This window comes from Amycolatopsis sp. PSD-21 (assembly GCF_055561455.1).
This window is the reverse complement of record NZ_CM145712.1, coordinates 7,951,019-7,967,499: the sequence shown is the minus strand read 5'-3', so window position 1 is coordinate 7,967,499 and position 16,481 is coordinate 7,951,019. Positions and strand designations below refer to the sequence as shown.

13 protein-coding genes are annotated in these 16,481 nt (G+C 68.7%); 9 read left to right on the top strand and 4 right to left on the bottom strand.

Features of this window, described 5'->3' with window-relative positions; translation table 11 throughout:
- Positions 1–111: 111 nt before the first annotated feature.
- From ACZ1DY_RS37410 to ACZ1DY_RS37400, 3 genes are all read right to left on the bottom strand, one after another.
- Entirely contained in the window at positions 112–2,103 is a 1,992-nt protein-coding gene (locus ACZ1DY_RS37410; protein WP_257484372.1) for an SDR family oxidoreductase, read from the bottom strand.
- Between the two features lie 99 nt (positions 2,104–2,202).
- Complete coding sequence (locus ACZ1DY_RS37405) at positions 2,203–2,895, bottom strand: class F sortase (RefSeq protein WP_465482470.1); 693 nt, start codon at positions 2,893–2,895, stop codon at positions 2,203–2,205.
- 11 nt (positions 2,896–2,906) lie between these two features.
- Positions 2,907–4,376, bottom strand: a complete 1,470-nt coding sequence (locus tag ACZ1DY_RS37400) for a SpaA isopeptide-forming pilin-related protein (RefSeq protein ID WP_465482469.1) — start codon at positions 4,374–4,376, stop codon at positions 2,907–2,909.
- Positions 4,377–4,690: 314 nt separating this feature from the next.
- Between ACZ1DY_RS37400 and ACZ1DY_RS37395 the strand changes: the two genes are divergently transcribed.
- The 4 genes from ACZ1DY_RS37395 (at position 4,691) to ACZ1DY_RS37380 (ending at position 9,290) form a co-directional block, all read left to right on the top strand.
- A complete protein-coding gene (locus tag ACZ1DY_RS37395) occupies positions 4,691–5,527 on the top strand; it encodes a Bax inhibitor-1/YccA family protein (protein ID WP_063277638.1) in 837 nt (278 codons plus the stop codon).
- A gap of 72 nt (positions 5,528–5,599) precedes the next feature.
- Positions 5,600–6,133 (top strand): LppU/SCO3897 family protein, encoded by a 534-nt coding sequence (locus tag ACZ1DY_RS37390; RefSeq protein ID WP_126736415.1) that lies wholly within the window; start codon positions 5,600–5,602, stop codon positions 6,131–6,133.
- A 138-nt stretch (positions 6,134–6,271) separates the two neighbouring features.
- Complete coding sequence (locus ACZ1DY_RS37385) at positions 6,272–7,540, top strand: YeeE/YedE family protein (RefSeq protein WP_126736414.1); 1,269 nt, start codon at positions 6,272–6,274, stop codon at positions 7,538–7,540.
- Between the two features lie 217 nt (positions 7,541–7,757).
- Positions 7,758–9,290, top strand: a complete 1,533-nt coding sequence (locus ACZ1DY_RS37380; RefSeq protein WP_126736413.1) for a DHA2 family efflux MFS transporter permease subunit — start codon at positions 7,758–7,760, stop codon at positions 9,288–9,290.
- Positions 9,291–9,388: 98 nt separating this feature from the next.
- On the opposite strand, the gene ACZ1DY_RS37375 is transcribed toward ACZ1DY_RS37380, so the two are convergent.
- The gene (locus ACZ1DY_RS37375; protein ID WP_126736412.1) at positions 9,389–10,609 is read right to left on the bottom strand and encodes an acetyl-CoA C-acetyltransferase; all 1,221 of its coding nucleotides are present in this window, start codon (positions 10,607–10,609) and stop codon (positions 9,389–9,391) included.
- Positions 10,610–10,789: 180 nt separating this feature from the next.
- Here ACZ1DY_RS37375 and ACZ1DY_RS37370 point away from each other — a divergent pair, with 180 nt between their 5' ends.
- From ACZ1DY_RS37370 to ACZ1DY_RS37350, 5 genes are all read left to right on the top strand, one after another.
- The gene (locus ACZ1DY_RS37370) at positions 10,790–12,160 is read left to right on the top strand and encodes a cystathionine beta-synthase (RefSeq protein ID WP_126736411.1); all 1,371 of its coding nucleotides are present in this window, start codon (positions 10,790–10,792) and stop codon (positions 12,158–12,160) included.
- A gap of 233 nt (positions 12,161–12,393) precedes the next feature.
- The gene (locus ACZ1DY_RS37365) at positions 12,394–13,797 is read left to right on the top strand and encodes a hypothetical protein (protein ID WP_257484378.1); all 1,404 of its coding nucleotides are present in this window, start codon (positions 12,394–12,396) and stop codon (positions 13,795–13,797) included.
- 114 nt (positions 13,798–13,911) lie between these two features.
- Positions 13,912–14,508 (top strand): hypothetical protein, encoded by a 597-nt coding sequence (locus tag ACZ1DY_RS37360; protein ID WP_465482468.1) that lies wholly within the window; start codon positions 13,912–13,914, stop codon positions 14,506–14,508.
- A gap of 43 nt (positions 14,509–14,551) precedes the next feature.
- On the top strand, positions 14,552–15,148 hold the full coding sequence (locus tag ACZ1DY_RS37355; RefSeq protein ID WP_465482467.1) for a hypothetical protein: 597 nt from the start codon (positions 14,552–14,554) through the stop codon (positions 15,146–15,148).
- 51 nt (positions 15,149–15,199) lie between these two features.
- On the top strand, positions 15,200–16,357 hold the full coding sequence (locus tag ACZ1DY_RS37350) for a cystathionine gamma-synthase (RefSeq protein WP_034305458.1): 1,158 nt from the start codon (positions 15,200–15,202) through the stop codon (positions 16,355–16,357).
- The last annotated feature ends 124 nt before the right edge of the window (positions 16,358–16,481 follow it).

The window sequence follows — 16,481 nt, the reverse complement described above, 5'->3', positions numbered from 1 at the left end:
ACGGTACCTGCGTACCCGGTGTCGCCGTTGTCAGGCTTCGTGATTCACCGACGTGTGTCGGCTCTCAGCTGCGATCCCTCACCTGAACGGCCGCCACCCGTGTGCGCAGTGTCACCAATGGAAGCCGCGGCTGAGCCGGGCGAGCGCCATCGCCGCCCGGGACAGATGCTGCTCGCCCTTCCCGATCTTGAGCCCGCCTTCGCCGCCCGCGGCCGCGGAATCCGGGAACACCCGGAATCCTTGGTAGGCCACGGCATCCGTGAGTCCCGGCGTCAGCGTGTACGCGAGCCCGATCGCCTGCCCGGCGGGCGTGCCGATGTGCTTCGGGCGCTCCCGCAGCGCCTTCATCACCATGTCCGCGGCCTGATCCGGGGATTTGGTCGGAAACGCGTCGTAGATCTTCGTCGGCCGGATCATCGGCGTGCGCACGAGTGGCATGTGGATGGTCGTGAAGGTGATTCCGTCGCCGTGGGTCTCGGTCGCCGCGATCCGGGAGAAATAGTCCAAAGCGGCCTTGGACGCCGCGTATGCCGAAAAGCGCGGCGCGATTCCCTGAACGCCGATCGACGAGACGTTGACGATATGCCCGAACTTCCGCTCGGACATATGCGGCAGCACCGCGAGGATCAGCCGCACCGCGCCGAAGTAGTTGATCGCCATCGCGCGTTCGTAGTCGTGGAACCGGTCGTACGACAGTTTGATCGACCGCCGGATCGACCGGCCGGCGTTGTTCACGAGCATGTCGATCCGGCCGTGCTCGGCGAGCATCGCGTCGACGGCCTTGTGCACCGATTCCTCGTCGGTCAGGTCGGCCGGGTACACCGACGCCGTGCCGCCCGCGGCGATGATCTCGTCCCGCACCTCTTCGAGCTCGTGCTGCCGCCGCGCCACGAGCAGCGGCACCCCGCCCGCGGCCGCGACCTTGATCGCGGTCGCGCGGCCGATACCCGAGGACGCGCCGGTGATGATTACGCGGCGGCCGTCCAGTTCGCCGCGAGGCCCGTGCTTGCGGGCGCGGAACGGGTCCAGGTGCTCCCGCCAGTAGCGCCACAGGGTGGGCGCGTAGTCCTCGATCCGGGGCACCTCGACGCCCGAACCGATGAGTGCCTTGCGCGTCGACGCCGACGAGAAGACCGACGGGAAAGCCATGGTCTCCAGCAGCACCGGCGGGATCCCGAGCCGCTCCAGCACGGCGTCGCGCGCGATCGTGAAGCCGGGGATGTGCTCGCTCAGTTTCACCAGGTTGACGATGCCCTTGGACAAGCGGTCGTTGAGCTGCACGGAGATCGTCGGCGCGCCCGCCGCCTTCGCGAAGGCGTTGTAGACCGAGACGACCGGCTGCGGTTCTGGATTGACCAGGTGGAACGCGCGCCCGTCGAGCCCCTTCGTGGTGATCAGGGCGTTCAGCGACTCGGCGACGTAGTCGACCGGGACGACGTTGGTGTCGCCGAGGTCGGGGCCGACGATCGGCACGTCGGGCAGTCCGGCGAGCCTGCTGATCGCGGGGAACAGGTAGTACGGGCCGTCGATCTTGTCCATTTCGCCGGTCTCGGAGTTCCCGACGACGACCGAAGGCCGGTACACGCGCCACGGCACGTCCTGCTGTTCGCGCACGAGGCGCTCCGCTTCGAACTTCGTGCGGTGGTACGGCGTGATGAGCCGCTGGCCGACGTCGAACATCTCCTCGGTGAACATGCCCTCGTGGTCACCGGCGACGGCGACCGAGGACACATGGTGCAGGCAGCCCGCGTTCAGCTCGGCGGCGAGCGCGATCACCTGCGCGGTGCCTTCGACGTTGGCCTTGATGCTGGCTTCGTCGTCGGCGGTGAGGTCGTACAGGGCGGCGAGGTGTACGACGTGGTCGACGCCGCGAAGCCGCTCTCGGTCTTCCTGGCCGACGCCGAGCAGCGGCTCGCCGAGGTCACCGGTGACGAGGGTGACGCGTTCCGGATGCGGCCAGGCGTTCACGAGTTTCGCGAGTTTGTCCCGGGAGGACGCCCGGACGACGAGCGCGACCTTGTCGACGTCGTCCCGGGTGAGCAGCAGCCGGGTGAACTGGCGTCCGATCAGTCCGGTCGCCCCGGTCACCAGAAAAGTCGCCATCAGTCTCACCCTTCACCGTGCTCGCCCGCGTCCCCCGGCATTCTGCTGCATGAGGACGGCGAGGACCACCACGGCGCCGGTGAAGTTACTCACGGGTAACTAGGCGGGGTCGGCGATGACGACCCGGTTCTCGGCGTATCCGGTCTCCCCGCCGACCCACCGGCCGCCGCAGGTGACCAGGACTACCCGATGTGGACCGGACTGGCCGAACAGCTCGTCCGCGCGCTGTGGCAGTTCGTTCTTCTTCAGCGTGATCAGCTGGGAGACCTTGTACTGCCAGGACTTCCCGGCCTTGTCGACCACGGTGACGGTGCCGCCGATCCGCTCGGTCCACAGCTCCGCGAACGGACCCGTCGCGCCCTTCCAGTTCACGTGGCCGGCGAACACGCTGGCGCCGGTCGCCGCGCTCAGTTCGGCGCCCCACCAGGTCACCTCACCGAGGTTCTCCGGCACGGGAAGCTCCGCCCCCGGCCCGAGTTCCTTGCGCACGAGTTTCGCCGCACCGCCCGCGGGCAGCCGGATCGTCCCCGGGCCCTGTGGTTTCGGTGCTTCGGGCGCTTTCGACGACGACGGCGGCGGTGGGGCGGCCGTCGGAGTCGTGGGGACGATGTCCGGCGGGGGCGGGGTCTCCTGCTGCGCGGGAGCGGCGGGCGCGCCGCCCGCGACCGAGACGGAGACGGCCTGAGCCGTCCCCGTCACCACTGTCGTCGGCGGCCAGATGAGCAGGGCCGCGACGAGGTCCGCGCACAGGACCGTGACGGCTCCCAGCGCGAACCCGCGTCGTACTGACATTCCAGAACCTCTTAGCGTCGCGAAGACCGCCGCGCGGCCACGCCCACCATCAGCGAACCGAGCAGCGCGAGCGCGCCGACGCCGAGAATGCCGGCGGTCGACGCCGAGTTCTCGACGGTGCCCTGCATCATCGCCACCGGCCGGTCGCCGGCGGGGATGGTGCGCGGTACCTCGTTGGGCGTGTTGGCGACCTTGAGCGCCAGCGTCTCACCCGGCTTGATCTCGCCGCAGGCGGACGGCGGATTCTTCGGGTCGAACGCGTTGGTGTAGCCCGGCGGCGCGCTGACCTCGACCACACAGATCTCCTGCGGGGCACGCAGGTTCTCCACGGTGACGGTGCCGTTCTCGCCTTCGGTGGTGACGACGGCGGGTTTGCCGTCGGCGCCGTTGAGGGGTTTGCCGTCGTGGCCGACCGCGGCCGTCGTCTTGTCCTTCGCGGTGATCCGCAGCGCGGCGCCCGCGACGCCCTTGTCGGTCTTCGCGTCGACCTTGGTCACCTGGACCTTGCCCGGCTTCGAAACGACCGCGACACCCTGGGCCTTCAGTTCCTTCTCGCCACCGGTCGAGACGACCTTCTGCACACCGGTGTCGACCGGGAACTGCACGTACGGCCGATCCGCCGGGGCGGAGAGCGAACTGGACAACTTCGGCTGGTCACCGGTCGGTGTGACCTTGACCGTGACGGTGCCGTCCTCGCCGGTCTTCACCGTGGTGGCCTTCTCGGCCTTGGTGTTCGAGGTCGACGCGGGCTTGGTGCTCTCACCGCTGTCGACGGTCGCGTTCGACGGCGTGAGCTGCACGGGAACGCCCGAGATGCCCTTGCCCTTGGCGTTCTTGACGCTGATCGTCCACTCGCCCGCGGTGCCGATGTGCTGGTCTTCCTTCGGCGGGGTGATCGAGGTGGTCCACGGGCCGCGGTTGGCTTCGGCGTCCTTGGTCAGCTTCTCGACGGCCGCGGCGGCGTCGGGTTTCTTCTCCTTCAGCTTGTCGAGGTGGAACCCGATGTTGTAGCCGAGCGCCTCCGGGTCGAGCTCCGGCTTGAGGTCGGCTTCGGAACGCGGCTTCGAGGTCCACGAGTGCAGCAGGTGCGCGAGCGCGGCGGCCTCGGCGTTGTCCTTGGTGCCGCCGTAGCGGAGCAGCAGGTAGGAGATGTTGGCCGCGATGTCGTCGGGGAGCTTCTCGCCCCACTTGTCGCGGAGTTCGTCGCCAGGTTTGTATTCCTCGTCCGTGCCCGGCGCTTTGAGCTGGAACGAGACGCAGAACACGTGCTTGCCGTTGACGACATAGGAACCGAGCCAGTCTCTGCCGGTCGCGGCTTTGTGAGGCTGGCCAGGTGTGACTTCGTAGCCGACACCTTCTTGCTTCGGCGCGGCCGAAGCCGGTGTCACCGCGACGGTGGCGGACAAGGCGCCGAGCAGGCACGTCGCGATCAGGCTGGTCAAGGCGCGCGAACGCACGCTCGGGCGTGTGGTCCACCCCATGGTGTGTTGACTCCTTTGGCCGTGCTCTGCCCCGGCGCATTTACGTCGGCGCAGGTCACACGATCGATAGGTTCCCCGACACGCCTTCGGTGATTATCCGAACACGCAACGTGGAGAGTGGCGGGTGATCAGCGGTTTTGGCAATACGGCATCAGGTGGGGTATCGGTGAACGGTCGGTGATCTGCGCCGCATACGGTGTGGGGGATGGGCGTCGCGCCGATTGTGAGTAAAGTCGTCTTTACTTCGACGGGAACCGGGCGGCCCACGCGGTCGTTGAACCCGATGCAGGTGCCAGTAGATCCAGGAGGATCAGGTGCGATCCAGTAGCAACCCGGCGTTCCGGAACCTGCCGCGTGGCGCGGCGCAGTACGGACCCAACGTAGGCTTCAACCAACCCCAGGGCGGCGTGCCCGGCTACGGCCCCCCGCAGACCTCCGCCGGCGCCGACGACCGTCCGATGACCGTCGACGACGTCGTCATCAAGACGGCGCTGAGCCTCGGCACCGCGCTGGTGACCGGTGTGCTCACCGCGATCTGGGCGATCAGCCAGCTGCCCGTGGACGCCGCGGGCCGGATCACCGGTATCAGCGGCGGCGTGATCGGCGCGCTCGTCGGCGGCATGATCGTCGGCCTCGTCATCTCGCTGGTGATCATCTTCAAGCAGAAGCCGAGCGGCCCGCTCACGCTGGCGTACTCGGCCGCCGAGGGTGTCTTCCTCGGTGCGATCAGCGGTCTTTTCGAAGCGCTGTACCCCGGTATCGCGCTGCAGGCGATCATCGGCACCGCGGGTGTCTTCGTCGCGATGCTGGTCGTCTACAAGACCGGCGCGGTCAAGGTCACGCCGAAGCTGACCAAGTGGATCATCGGCGCCGTCGTCGGTGTCGCGATCCTGATGCTGGTCAACCTCATCACCAGCTTCTTCGGCTTCAACCCGCTGCGTGACGGCGGGCCGATCGCGATCATCTTCAGCCTCGTGGTGATCGGTGTCGCGGCGTTCAGCTTCCTGCTCGACTTCGACCAGGCCGACCGGATGATCCGCGAAGGCATGCCGTCGAAGTGGGCGTGGTTCGCCGCCTTCGGCCTCATGACCACCCTGGTCTGGCTGTACCTCGAGATCCTGCGGCTGCTGTCGTACTTCCAAAACGACTGACCCGGGCTTTCGCGAAAGGGCGCTCCGAGCGATCGGGGCGCCCTTTTCCGTTGCCGCGAATACGCTGACCCCATGACCGAGCACAGTGCCGAACCCGCCAGGCCGAAGCGTTCCAAGTGGTTCTGGGTCGGCCTCTTGGTACCGGTCGCGATCGTGGTGCTGAGCGCGTCGTCGTGGATCGTCGGCTACCTCTCGAACACCGACGACGTCCGGGTGGGGGACTGCTACGCGGTCACCACTTTCGGTGACGTCGGCGACGATCCGGTCAAGGCGGACTGCGGCTCGGCCGAGGCCAACGCGAAGGCCGGCGCGAAGACCGACGCGGGCGGCGCCTGCCCCACGGGTGAGTACGACCAGCTCACCGTCGACAAGACCTTCGCCTCGTACAAGCTCTGCATGATGATCAACGCCAAGCAAGGCGACTGTCTCGAGAACTTCCTGGCCGACAGCGTGGCGTATCAGAAGGTCCCCTGCTCGGATCCCGCGCGGGACGCGGAGGTCCTGAAGGTGGTCGACAGCGTCGCGACCTGCGACGACACGGACGCGACCCACCTCAAGAGCTACTCGACACCGCCGTCGACGGTCTGCGTGAAGAGCACCAGGTAGCAAGGGACCTTTGCTACCGCCGCCATCCGGCCGTGCGCGCGCCGCCGTTCGTCGCACAGTGTGGGACAGGCTGCGTCCGGGCGGTCACCGGTCATAACGTTGCTCGTCCCCCACCCCGCCGATCGACCTGGAGTCCTGGTGGCGACGACCGAAACCCAAGCCGGTGAGAAGAAACTCCTCGACTTCCCGACCTCCTGCGCCGCCCCGGTCCCGCAACCGGAAGAGCCGGTCAAGGTGGTGCCGCTGGCGGTCGCGGGCGCCCTCGCGGTCGGACTGACCTGGTACGTCTGGGCCGCGCACGGGGCGAAGTTCGGTGTCCTGCTCATCCTCGGCCTGCTGCTCGGCGTCGCGCTCTTCCACTCCCGCTTCGGGTTCACTTCGGCCTGGCGCCAGCTGATCGCGGTCGGGAACGGCCAAGGGCTTCGGGCGCACACGCTGCTGCTCGGAACGGCCGCGACGTTGATCGCGCTGATCGTGGGCACCGGATCCGGGCTCTTCGGCAGCACGCCGAATCCGACCGCGGGCGGGCTGGGGCTCGCGCTGTTCGTCGGCGCGACGATCTTCGCGATCGGCATGCAGCTGGGGGGCGCTTGCGCTTCGGGGACGCTGTTCGCGGTCGGCTCCGGGCAGTCGACGATCGTGCTGACCCTCGGCGGCTTCATCACCGGTTCGGTCCTCTACACGTGGGCGTATCCGCTGCTGTCGGGCTGGCCCGAGTTCAAGGGAATCCTGCTCGCCGACCATGTCGGCTGGTTCGGTTCGTGGGCGATCACCATCGCCGTCCTCGCCGCGATCGTGCTGGGGACCCGGTTCGTGCAGAAGCGCCGCAACCCGCCGCCGGTCGACGTCGTGCCGACCGCGCGCGGTTTCGCCCGGATCTACCGTGGCTCGTGGCCGATCCTCGTCGGCGCCGTCGTGCTCGGGGTGCTGGCGGGCGCGGTCTTCCTGGTCTCCGGCGGGATCTGGGGCGTGACGAGCGCGTTCAGCCTCTGGGGCGCCAAGATCCTGCAGGTCTTCGGCCTGCACCCCGAAACCTGGGAGTTCTGGCGGATCAAGGCGAACGCGGCGTCGCTGGCGGGGCCGATCTGGAAGGACAAGAACAGCCTCACCGACATCGGCATCATGATCGGCGCGGGGGTCGCGGCCGCGGCGGCGGGCGCGTGGAAGATCCACAGCTCGATCCCGTGGCGGACCGCCGTCGCCGCGGTGCTCGGCGGGATCCTGATGGGTGTCGGCGCGCGGATGGCGGGCGGCTGCAACATCGGCGCCTACCTCGGCGGCATCTCGGTCGGCAGCCTGCACGGCTGGCTGTGGGGCGTGTTCGCGCTCGGCGGCACCTGGATCGGGCTCAAGCTGCGACCGCTGTTCGGGCTCGGCAACCCGGCGCCGACCGACAGCGTCTGCTGACACTCCGTACACAGGTCTGCCCATTAGGTCCGTCTACGGGGAAAAAGTTGGCAGGTAAAACCTGTGTTCGGCTACCCTCGGCTACGTACTGAGCTTGCGCATTAATGCACAAGCTCGTTTGGGGAGGCCCGGCGCGAGGCCGGGCGTCGATTCCGTAGTCGCGACCACGGGGGTTGTCGCGTCCCGGGGGACACTGAGCATCAGGGACGGATTTTTCATGTCAACGCAAAGCCCGGCCGCACCGGGCGGCGACAAACTCGACGCGGGCGTGCTCAAGATCGCTGGCGTCGTCATCCTCGGCGCGATCATGGCGATCCTCGACACGACGGTCGTCAACGTCGCGCTCCAGAAACTGACCATCGAGTTCCAGACCTCGTTCGACACCATCCAGTGGATCGCGACCGGCTACATGCTCGCGCTGGCGACGGTCATCCCGATCACCGGCTGGGCTTCGGACCGGTTCGGCACCAAACGGCTCTACATGACCGCGATCGGGCTGTTCCTGATCGGGTCGATGCTCGCCGGCATGGCCTGGGACGTCGAATCGCTGATCGTCTTCCGGGTCCTGCAGGGCTTCGGCGGCGGCATGCTGATGCCCGCCGGCATGACGATCCTGACCAGGGCCGCCGGGCCGCACCGGATCGGGCGCGTGATGGGCGTGCTCGGGGTGCCGATGCTGCTCGGGCCGATCGGCGGCCCGATCCTCGGCGGCTGGCTGGTCGACGCGGTGAGCTGGCGCTGGATCTTCTACATCAACGTGCCGATCGGCCTGATCACCATGGCCATGGCCTGGCGCCTGCTGCCGAAGGACCGGCCGGAGCCCAGCGAGCGGTTCGACTTCCTCGGCATGCTGATGGTCTCGCCCGGGCTGGCGGCGCTGATCTTCGGCGTTTCGAACATCCCGGCGGCGGGCGGTGTCGGCGCGGTGGACGTCTGGCTGCCCGCACTGGCCGGGATCGCGTTGCTGGTGGCATTCGTGTTCCGGGCGAACCGGGTCACGAACCCGCTGCTCGACCTGAAACTGTTCAAGAACCGGTCGTTCTCCGTCGCCATGGTGACGATGACCTTCTTCTGCGTCGCGTTCTTCGGCGCGATGCTGCTCCTGCCGACGTATTTCGTGCTGGCGCGCGGCGAATCGGCGATGAACGCCGGTCTGCTGCTCGCCCCGCAGGGTGTCGGCGCGATGCTGACCATGCCGATCGCGGGCCGCTTCGCGGACAAGATCGGCGCGCGGAAGATCGTCCTGCCGGGTCTCGTACTGATGCTCGCCGGCCTGATCGCCTTCACCCAGATCACCGCGGCGACGCCGTACTGGCTGCTGCTTTCGGCGCTGTTCGTGATGGGGCTCGGCATGGGCGCGACGATGATGCCGATCACCTCGGCCGCCTTGCAGACGCTCAAGTCGGAGGACATGGCGAAGGCGTCGACGGCGACGAACATCCTGCAGCAGACCGCCGGGGCGATCGGTTCAGCGGTGCTGTCGATCATCCTGGCGGCGCTGCTCGCCGGGAAGTTCGGCGTGCCGACGGCGCAGGGACAGCTGGCCGCGACGGCCGCGGTGATGAACCCGGCGACACGCGAAGCAGCTTCGGGGCTGACGGCGGACGCGTTCTCGACGACGTTCCTGTGGTCGATGATCCTGCTCGCGCTGTGCCTGATCCCGGCGGCGTTCCTGCCGAAGACCAAGCCCGCGCTGCCCGAGGGCGCGGACGGTGAGGTCGCCCCGGCCCCGCCGATCATGACCCACTAGGCGCCGGAAGAGAGCAAGGGACCTTTGCTATCACTCGCTTAGCCAGGCTAAGTAAGCGGTAGCAAAGGTCCCTTGCTCTCTTTTCGCAGGTCAGCGGGTCAGGAGAGGCGCTCCAGCACCATCGCCATGCCCTGGCCCCCGCCGACGCACATCGTCTCGAGGCCGAACTGCTTGTCGTGGTGCTGAAGCGAGTTGATCAGCGTCGAGGTGATCCGCGCGCCGGTCATGCCGAACGGGTGGCCGACGGCGATCGCGCCGCCGTTGACGTTCAGCTTGTCGAGGTCGATCCCGAGGTCCTTGTACGACGGGATGACCTGCGCGGCGAACGCCTCGTTGATCTCGACGAGGTCGATGTCGCCGATCGACATCCCGGCGCGGGCGAGCGCCTGCTTCGACGCTTCGACCGGGCCGTAGCCCATGATCTCCGGCGACAGCCCGGAAACACCGGTGGAGACGACGCGGGCGAGCGGCGTCAGCCCCAGTTCGCGAGCCTTGGTGTCGGACATGACGATCACCGCGGCCGCGCCGTCGTTGAGCGGGCAGCAGTTGCCCGCAGTGATCCGGCCGTCGGGGCGGAAGACCGGCTTGAGACCGGAGACGCCTTCGAGGGTGACGCCGGCGCGCGGGCCGTCGTCCTTCGAGACCACGGTGCCGTCCGGCAGGGTGACCGGCGTGATGTCCTTCGCCCAGAAGCCGTCCGCGATGGCCTTCTCGGCGAGGTTCTGCGAGCGGACGCCGAACTCGTCCATCTCCTCCCGCGACACGTTCTTCAGCCGCGCCAGGTTCTCGGCGGTCTGGCCCATCGCGATGTAGACGTCCGGCAGGGCGCCGTTCTCGCGCGGGTCGGTCCAGCTGTCGGCGCCTTCGGCCGCCACCTGCGCCGTGCGGGCCTCGGCGTCGGCGAACAGCGGGTTGTGCGTGTTCGGCCACGAGTCCGAGCTTCCGTTGGCGAAACGCGACACCGTCTCGACACCGGCGGAGATGAACACGTCGCCTTCGCCCGCCTTGATCGCGTGCAGCGCCATGCGGGTGGTCTGGAGGCTGGAGGAGCAGTACCGCGTGATCGTGCAGCCGGGCAGGTGGTCGTAGCCGAGTTCGACGGCGACCGCGCGGCCCATGTTGAAGCCCTGCTCGCCGCCGGGGAGACCGCAGCCCAGCATGAGGTCTTCGATCTGCGTCGGGTCCAGTTCGGGGACCTTGTCGAGCGCGGCGCGGACCATCTGCGCGGCGAGGTCGTCCGGGCGGATGCTCACCAGCGATCCCTTGCCGGCGCGGCCGATCGGGGATCGGGCGGTGGAGACGATGACGGCTTCGGGCATGGAACGACACTCCCTTGTTCTCGATCCAGACACGCGCTAAGCGGTTGCTCACCTCGCATCCTCCACCGGAGTGAGGTGCGGGTCAAAGGCGAACGCGATCCACGCCACTCTTTTCCGGGGACACATCGTCGTGCGGAGTTGAGTGGGCACATCGCGACCTGCGGCGTTTAGGCTGTGGGAGTGGAATACGTCGAGCACATCGTGGACCTCGTGGGCAACACCCCTCTGGTCAAGCTGAACGCACTGGCCGAGGGGCTCCAGCCGCTCATCCTGGCCAAGGTCGAGTACGTCAACCCCGGCGGCAGCGTCAAGGACCGCATCGCGCTGCGGATGATCGAAGCCGCGGAGCGTTCCGGCGAGCTGAAGCCCGGCGGCACCATCGTCGAGCCGACCTCCGGCAACACCGGCGTCGGGCTGGCCATGGTGGCGCAGCGCAAGGGGTACAAGTGCGTGTTCGTCTGCCCGGACAAGGTCAGTGAGGACAAGCGCAACGTGCTCAAGGCCTACGGCGCCCGCGTCGTGGTCTGCCCGACCGCGGTGGCGCCGGAGCACCCGGACTCCTACTACAACGTCTCCGACCGCCTCGTGCGCGAGATCGAGGGCGCCTGGAAGCCGAACCAGTACGCCAACCCGGAGAACCCCGCCAGCCACTACCACTCGACCGGCCCGGAACTCTGGCGCCAGACCGAAGGCAAGATCACGCACTTCGTCGCGGGCGTCGGCACCGGCGGGACGATCTCGGGCACCGGCAAGTACCTCAAGGAGGTCAGCGACGGCCGTGTCCAGGTCATCGGCGCGGACCCCGAAGGCTCGGTGTACTCCGGCGGGACCGGGCGGCCGTACCTCGTCGAGGGCGTCGGCGAGGACTTCTGGCCGGACACCTACGACCGGGACATCGCCGACCGGATCATCGCGGTGTCGGACGCGGACTCGTTCGACATCACCCGCCGCCTCGCGCTCGAAGAGGGGCTGCTCGTCGGCGGTTCGTGCGGCATGGCCGTCGCCGCGGCGCTCAAGCTCGCCGAGGGCCTCGGCCCGGACGACGTCGTCGTCGTGCTCCTGCCCGACGGCGGCCGCGGCTACCTCACCAAGGTGTTCAACGACAGCTGGATGTCCTCCTACGGCTTCCTGCCGCCGGATTCCAGCGGCAGGACCGTCGGCGACGTCCTGACGAAGAAGAGCGGCTCGCTGCCCAGCCTGGTGCACAGTCACCCGAACGAGACCGTCGCCGAAGCGGTGGCGATCCTGTCCGAGTTCGGCGTCAGCCAGATGCCCGTGGTCAGCGCGGAACCGCCGGTCATGGCGGCCGAAGTCGTCGGCGCGGTCAACGAACGCGACCTCCTCGAGGCGCTCTTCACCGGCAAGGCCCAGCTGGCCGACCGGCTCGAGCAGCACATGTCGCCGCCGCTGCCGACCATCGGCGCCGGTGAACAGGTGAGTGTGGCGATGAACGCGCTCTCGGGCGCGGACGGCGCGCTGGTCCTGGTCGACGGCAAGCCGGCGGGTGTCGTCACCCGGCACGACCTGCTCGCGTTTCTCGCGGGACGGTAAAGAGGCATTTCATCGGATGGTCGGGCCGGGGCGTTACGAGCGGCCCGACCGGCTATCCGATAGCGTGTCGGGTGAGTTGAACTTTTATGTCCTCGTCAAGGGGGTTCAAGACCCAAATGAGTGCTCCGCAGCCACCGAATCAGCCTTGGGGTGGCGCCCAGCCACCGCAGGGACCCCCGAGTGGCCCCCAGCCGCAGCAAGACAACCCGTTCGGTTCCCCGGAACCGACCCAGGTGGTGCAGCCCGGCCAGCCGGCTCAGCCCGACTACGGGCAACCGCAGTACGGGCAGCAGCCCTCCTATGAGCAGCAGCCCCAGGGAGGCGGGTTCGGCGACACGCCGGAGCCCACGCAGGTCGTGCAGCCGGTCCAGCAGGGTTCCGGTGACGCGAACGCGACCCAGGTCGTGCAGCCGGTGAGCGGCGGCGGGGAAAGCCCCACCGCCGAGTCCACCCAGCTCGTGCCGCCGGGTTCGCAGCCGCCCGCCATCCCGTACGCCCCGCCGCCGAGCGCGGCCGACAACCCGGCCGCCGGTGCCTACGGCGCCCAGGGTGGCGGCTTCGGTCAGCAGCAGGGCTTCGGCCAGCCCCAGCAGGGCGGCTTCGACCCGTCGCAGGGTCAGCAGCAGCCTGGTTTCGGCCAGCCGCAGCAGGGCTTCGGCGGGCCGCCCCAGGGCGGCTTCGGCCAGCAGCCCGGTTTCGGCGGACCGCCGCAGGGCTACAGCCCCGCCGCCTCGGGCGGTGGCGGCGGGAACCCGATGTTCGGGTTCATCGCCGGTGGCGTCGTGGCGTTGCTCGGCCTGATCGCCTTGATCGTGTCGTTCGTCTACTTCGGTGACGCCAGCGACTATTCGAAGGTCTTCGACGGCGCTCCGAACCAGGAGCAGATCGAAAAGTTCCTGGACGAGGCCGGTGTGGTCGGTCCGGGGGCGACCTGGTTCTACGTGATCATGCTTCTGGTCGGGTCGCTCGTCTCCCTCGCCGGTGGCGTGGGGCTGGCCCTCGCGGGCAAGCTCCCCGGCACGGTGAAGAAGATCGCGCCGATCGTCGTCGCCGCCGGTGGTGCGCTGCTGGTGCTGTTCGGCGTCCTCCTGCTCAGCGGTTCGACCCCGTCGTCGGACTTCCTGGACAAGCTGCCGCCGTCCGCCAGGGAAGGCGCCGGTATCGGCGGTGGCCTGCTGCACCTGCTCCTCGGCATCGTGATCCTGATCGTGGGTGTGCTGGGCCTGATCCCGGCGACCGCGCAGTTCGTGGGTCTCGGTGGCGGCGGTTCGGTGCTGGGCGCCCCGCAGAGCGGCCAGCCCGGTGGTTTCGGCGGCCCGCCGCAGGGTGGCTTCGGCCAGCCGGGCCAGCCCGGTCAGTACGGCGGCCAGCCGCAGGGTGGCTTCGGTCAGCCCGGTCAGCCGTCTTCGGGTGGTTTCCCGCAGCAGGGACAGCAGCCCGGTGGATTCGGGCAGCAGCCCGGCCAGCAGGGTCCGCCCAGCGGTGGCTTCGCCCAGCCGGGCCAGCAGCAGGGTGGCTTCGGCCAGGCTCCGCAGCAGCCCGGTGGTTTCGGGCAGCAGCCGGGTCAGCAGGGTCCGCCCAGCGGCGGTTTCGGCCAGCCGGGCCAGCAGCCCGGTCAGCCCCCGCAGCAGTGGTGATTCGCCGCCACTGAACGGTTTCACTCGGAGCACCCCCGGCCCGCGGCCGGGGGTGTTTCGTTTTCGCCGGGGTATCCCCGATTCGCCTGCCACGGCAAGGTTCCGGCGGCTAGGGTGAGCGCCGTCAACCCACACCTGGCCGACGGGAGCGACGTGACCGGTCCGTACGGATATCCCGCACAGCAGCCCGGACCGGCTTACGGGTATCCCGCGCCGCAGGCCCGGCCATCCGGGGCGACGGCGATCATCGCCGCGGTGCTCGGCCTCGTCGGTGCCCTCGCGTCGGGCTTCATCCCGATCCGCTACTTCATCGAGCTCCCGTCGGGGTTCAGCCTTTCGAATCTGCCGGGCTTCGCGCTCGTCGAGCTGGTGCTGTACCTGCTCGCCGCGTTGTTCCTGCTGATGGGCGCGTTGACGACGTTCTTCCGCTCGTTGGTCGGCGCCATCCTGCTGATCCTCGGTTCGCTGCTCGCCATCGTGGCCGTCGTGCTGGAACCGATCGCCTTCCGCGTGCCGTACCGGATCCACCTCGACATCCTGCTCCGGTTCGCGACCTTCGACGGCGTCCTCCGCCTGGCAATGGTCGTGTTCGGACTGCTCGCGCTGCTGCTGGCGGTCCTCCCGCCGACTTTCCGGTATCTGCGCTGGCGGCCCGCGCCGGTGCAGCCGTACCGGCCGCAGAACCAGTCCCCCCAGCAGGGCGGATGGTGAGATCCGGAGTACTTCTCGGGCAAGGAATTCGACAGGGGGAGACATGACCTACCAGCAATACCCGCCGCAGGGATACCCGGCACCGGGTGCCTATCCGCCGGGGCCGATGCGGCAGCCGAGCGGCGCGACCGCGATCATCGCCGGGATCCTCGCGATCCTCGGCGGGCTCTGGTTCCTCGCCGGGCTGGCGTCCCACATCATCGAGCTGTCCCACTACTTCATTTCGTTCCTGCTGATCGGGGCGGTGCTGGACCTCGTCAGCGCCGCCTTGCTCTTGGGCGGCGGGATCATGTTGCTTCTGCGCAAGCGGGCCGGACGGGTGCTCACCGTGATCGGAGCCGCGTCCGCGATCGGGTTCGTGGCGCTGACCTTCCTGCTCCGGGCGTTCGACGCGCATTTCCACTTCTCGTACGGCGGGGTGACCCTGTTCTTCGGCTTCGGCTGGCTCCTCTTCGTGGTCCTCATCCCGGCGATCGCGACCCTCGTGCTGGCGCTGGTCCCGCCGACGGCGCGCTGGCTGGCGGCCAAGCCGCAGGCCGGCTCCGCGCAGCCGCCGAACTTCGGATATCCGCCGCCACAGCCCGGATACCCGCCGGCCCCCGGTGCCCAGCAGCAGGGACAGCCGCCCGGGCAGTGGTGAGTTCGATCCCAGACGATGGGATCGCGCAGGGGTGGTCGTACCCTTGACGGTATGGCCGACGATTACTCTCTGCTGGGCTTCGAGACGCGCGCGATCCACGCCGGGCAGACCCCTGATCCCCGGACCGGCGCGGTCATCGTGCCGATCTACCAGACCTCGACTTACGCGCAGGACGGCGTCGGCGGCACGCGCGAAGGCGACTACGAGTACTCCCGCACCGCGAACCCCACGCGCACCGCGCTGGAGGTCGCGCTGGCGGCGCTCGAAGGCGCTCGGCACGGTCTGGCGTACGCGTCGGGGATGGCGGCCAGTGACGTCCTGCTGCGGGCGACCCTGCGGCCCGGAGACCACCTCGTGCTCGGCAACGACGCGTACGGCGGCACGTTCCGCCTGATCGACAAGGTGCTGAGCCTGTGGGGCGTCGAGCACACGGTCGCCGACCTGGGGAACATCGACGAGGTCCGCGCGGCGATCCGGCCGGAGACGAAGTTGATCTGGTGCGAGTCGCCGACGAACCCCATGCTGGGAATCGCCGACATCGCCGCACTCGCCGAGGTCGCGCACGGCGCCGGCGCCCGCCTGGTCGTCGACAACACCTTCGCCACCCCGTACCTGCAGAACCCGCTTTCGCTGGGTGCCGACGTCGTCCTGCACTCGACGACCAAGTACCTCGGCGGGCACTCCGACGTCGTCGGCGGCGCGATCCTGACGAACGAGGACGAGCTGCGCGAGCAGCTGTTCTACCTGCGTAACGCGGCGGGCGCGGTGCCCGGCCCGTTCGACGCGTGGCTGACCCTGCGCGGGATCAAGACGCTCGCGCTGCGGATGGAGCGGCACAGCGACAACGCCGAACTGATCGCCCGGATGCTGCTGAAGCACCCGAAGGTCGAGCGCGTCTACTACCCGGGCCTGCCGGAGCACCCCGGCCACGAGGTCGCCTCGAAGCAGATGCGGCGCTTCGGCGGGATGATCTCGTTCACGCATATCGACGGAGAGCAGGCCGCGCTCGACGTCGCGTCGAAGACGAAGCTCTTCATCCTCGCCGAGTCGCTGGGCGGGATCGAATCGCTCATCGAGCACCCCGGCAAGATGACCCACGCGAGCACCGCCGGGTCCACCCTGGAGGTGCCGGACAACCTGCTGCGCCTGTCCGTCGGCATCGAGGACGGCAGCGACCTGGTCGACGATCTGGCCAAGGCCCTGGGCTGACCGCCGCCGAGCCCAGGGAGTGAGCAAGGGACCTTTGCTACCACTCGCTTAGCCGAGCTAAGTAAGTGGGAGCAAAGGTCCCTTGCTCTTTTCGCGCTGGTCAGCGCGGTGTGGTGGGAGGAAG

What these genes read in the sequence shown, in the direction of transcription:
- ACZ1DY_RS37410 (WP_257484372.1), bottom strand. Translation starts at nt 2,103, where the DNA reads ATGGCGACTTTTCTGGTGACCGGGGCGACCGGACTGATCGGACGCCAG.
- ACZ1DY_RS37405 (WP_465482470.1), bottom strand. Translation starts at nt 2,895, where the DNA reads ATGTCAGTACGACGCGGGTTCGCGCTGGGAGCCGTCACGGTCCTGTGC.
- ACZ1DY_RS37400 (WP_465482469.1), bottom strand. Translation starts at nt 4,376, where the DNA reads ATGGGGTGGACCACACGCCCGAGCGTGCGTTCGCGCGCCTTGACCAGC.
- ACZ1DY_RS37390 (WP_126736415.1), top strand. Translation starts at nt 5,600, where the DNA reads ATGACCGAGCACAGTGCCGAACCCGCCAGGCCGAAGCGTTCCAAGTGG.
- ACZ1DY_RS37380 (WP_126736413.1), top strand. Translation starts at nt 7,758, where the DNA reads ATGTCAACGCAAAGCCCGGCCGCACCGGGCGGCGACAAACTCGACGCG.
- ACZ1DY_RS37375 (WP_126736412.1), bottom strand. Translation starts at nt 10,609, where the DNA reads ATGCCCGAAGCCGTCATCGTCTCCACCGCCCGATCCCCGATCGGCCGC.
- ACZ1DY_RS37355 (WP_465482467.1), top strand. Translation starts at nt 14,552, where the DNA reads ATGACCTACCAGCAATACCCGCCGCAGGGATACCCGGCACCGGGTGCC.
- ACZ1DY_RS37350 (WP_034305458.1), top strand. Translation starts at nt 15,200, where the DNA reads ATGGCCGACGATTACTCTCTGCTGGGCTTCGAGACGCGCGCGATCCAC.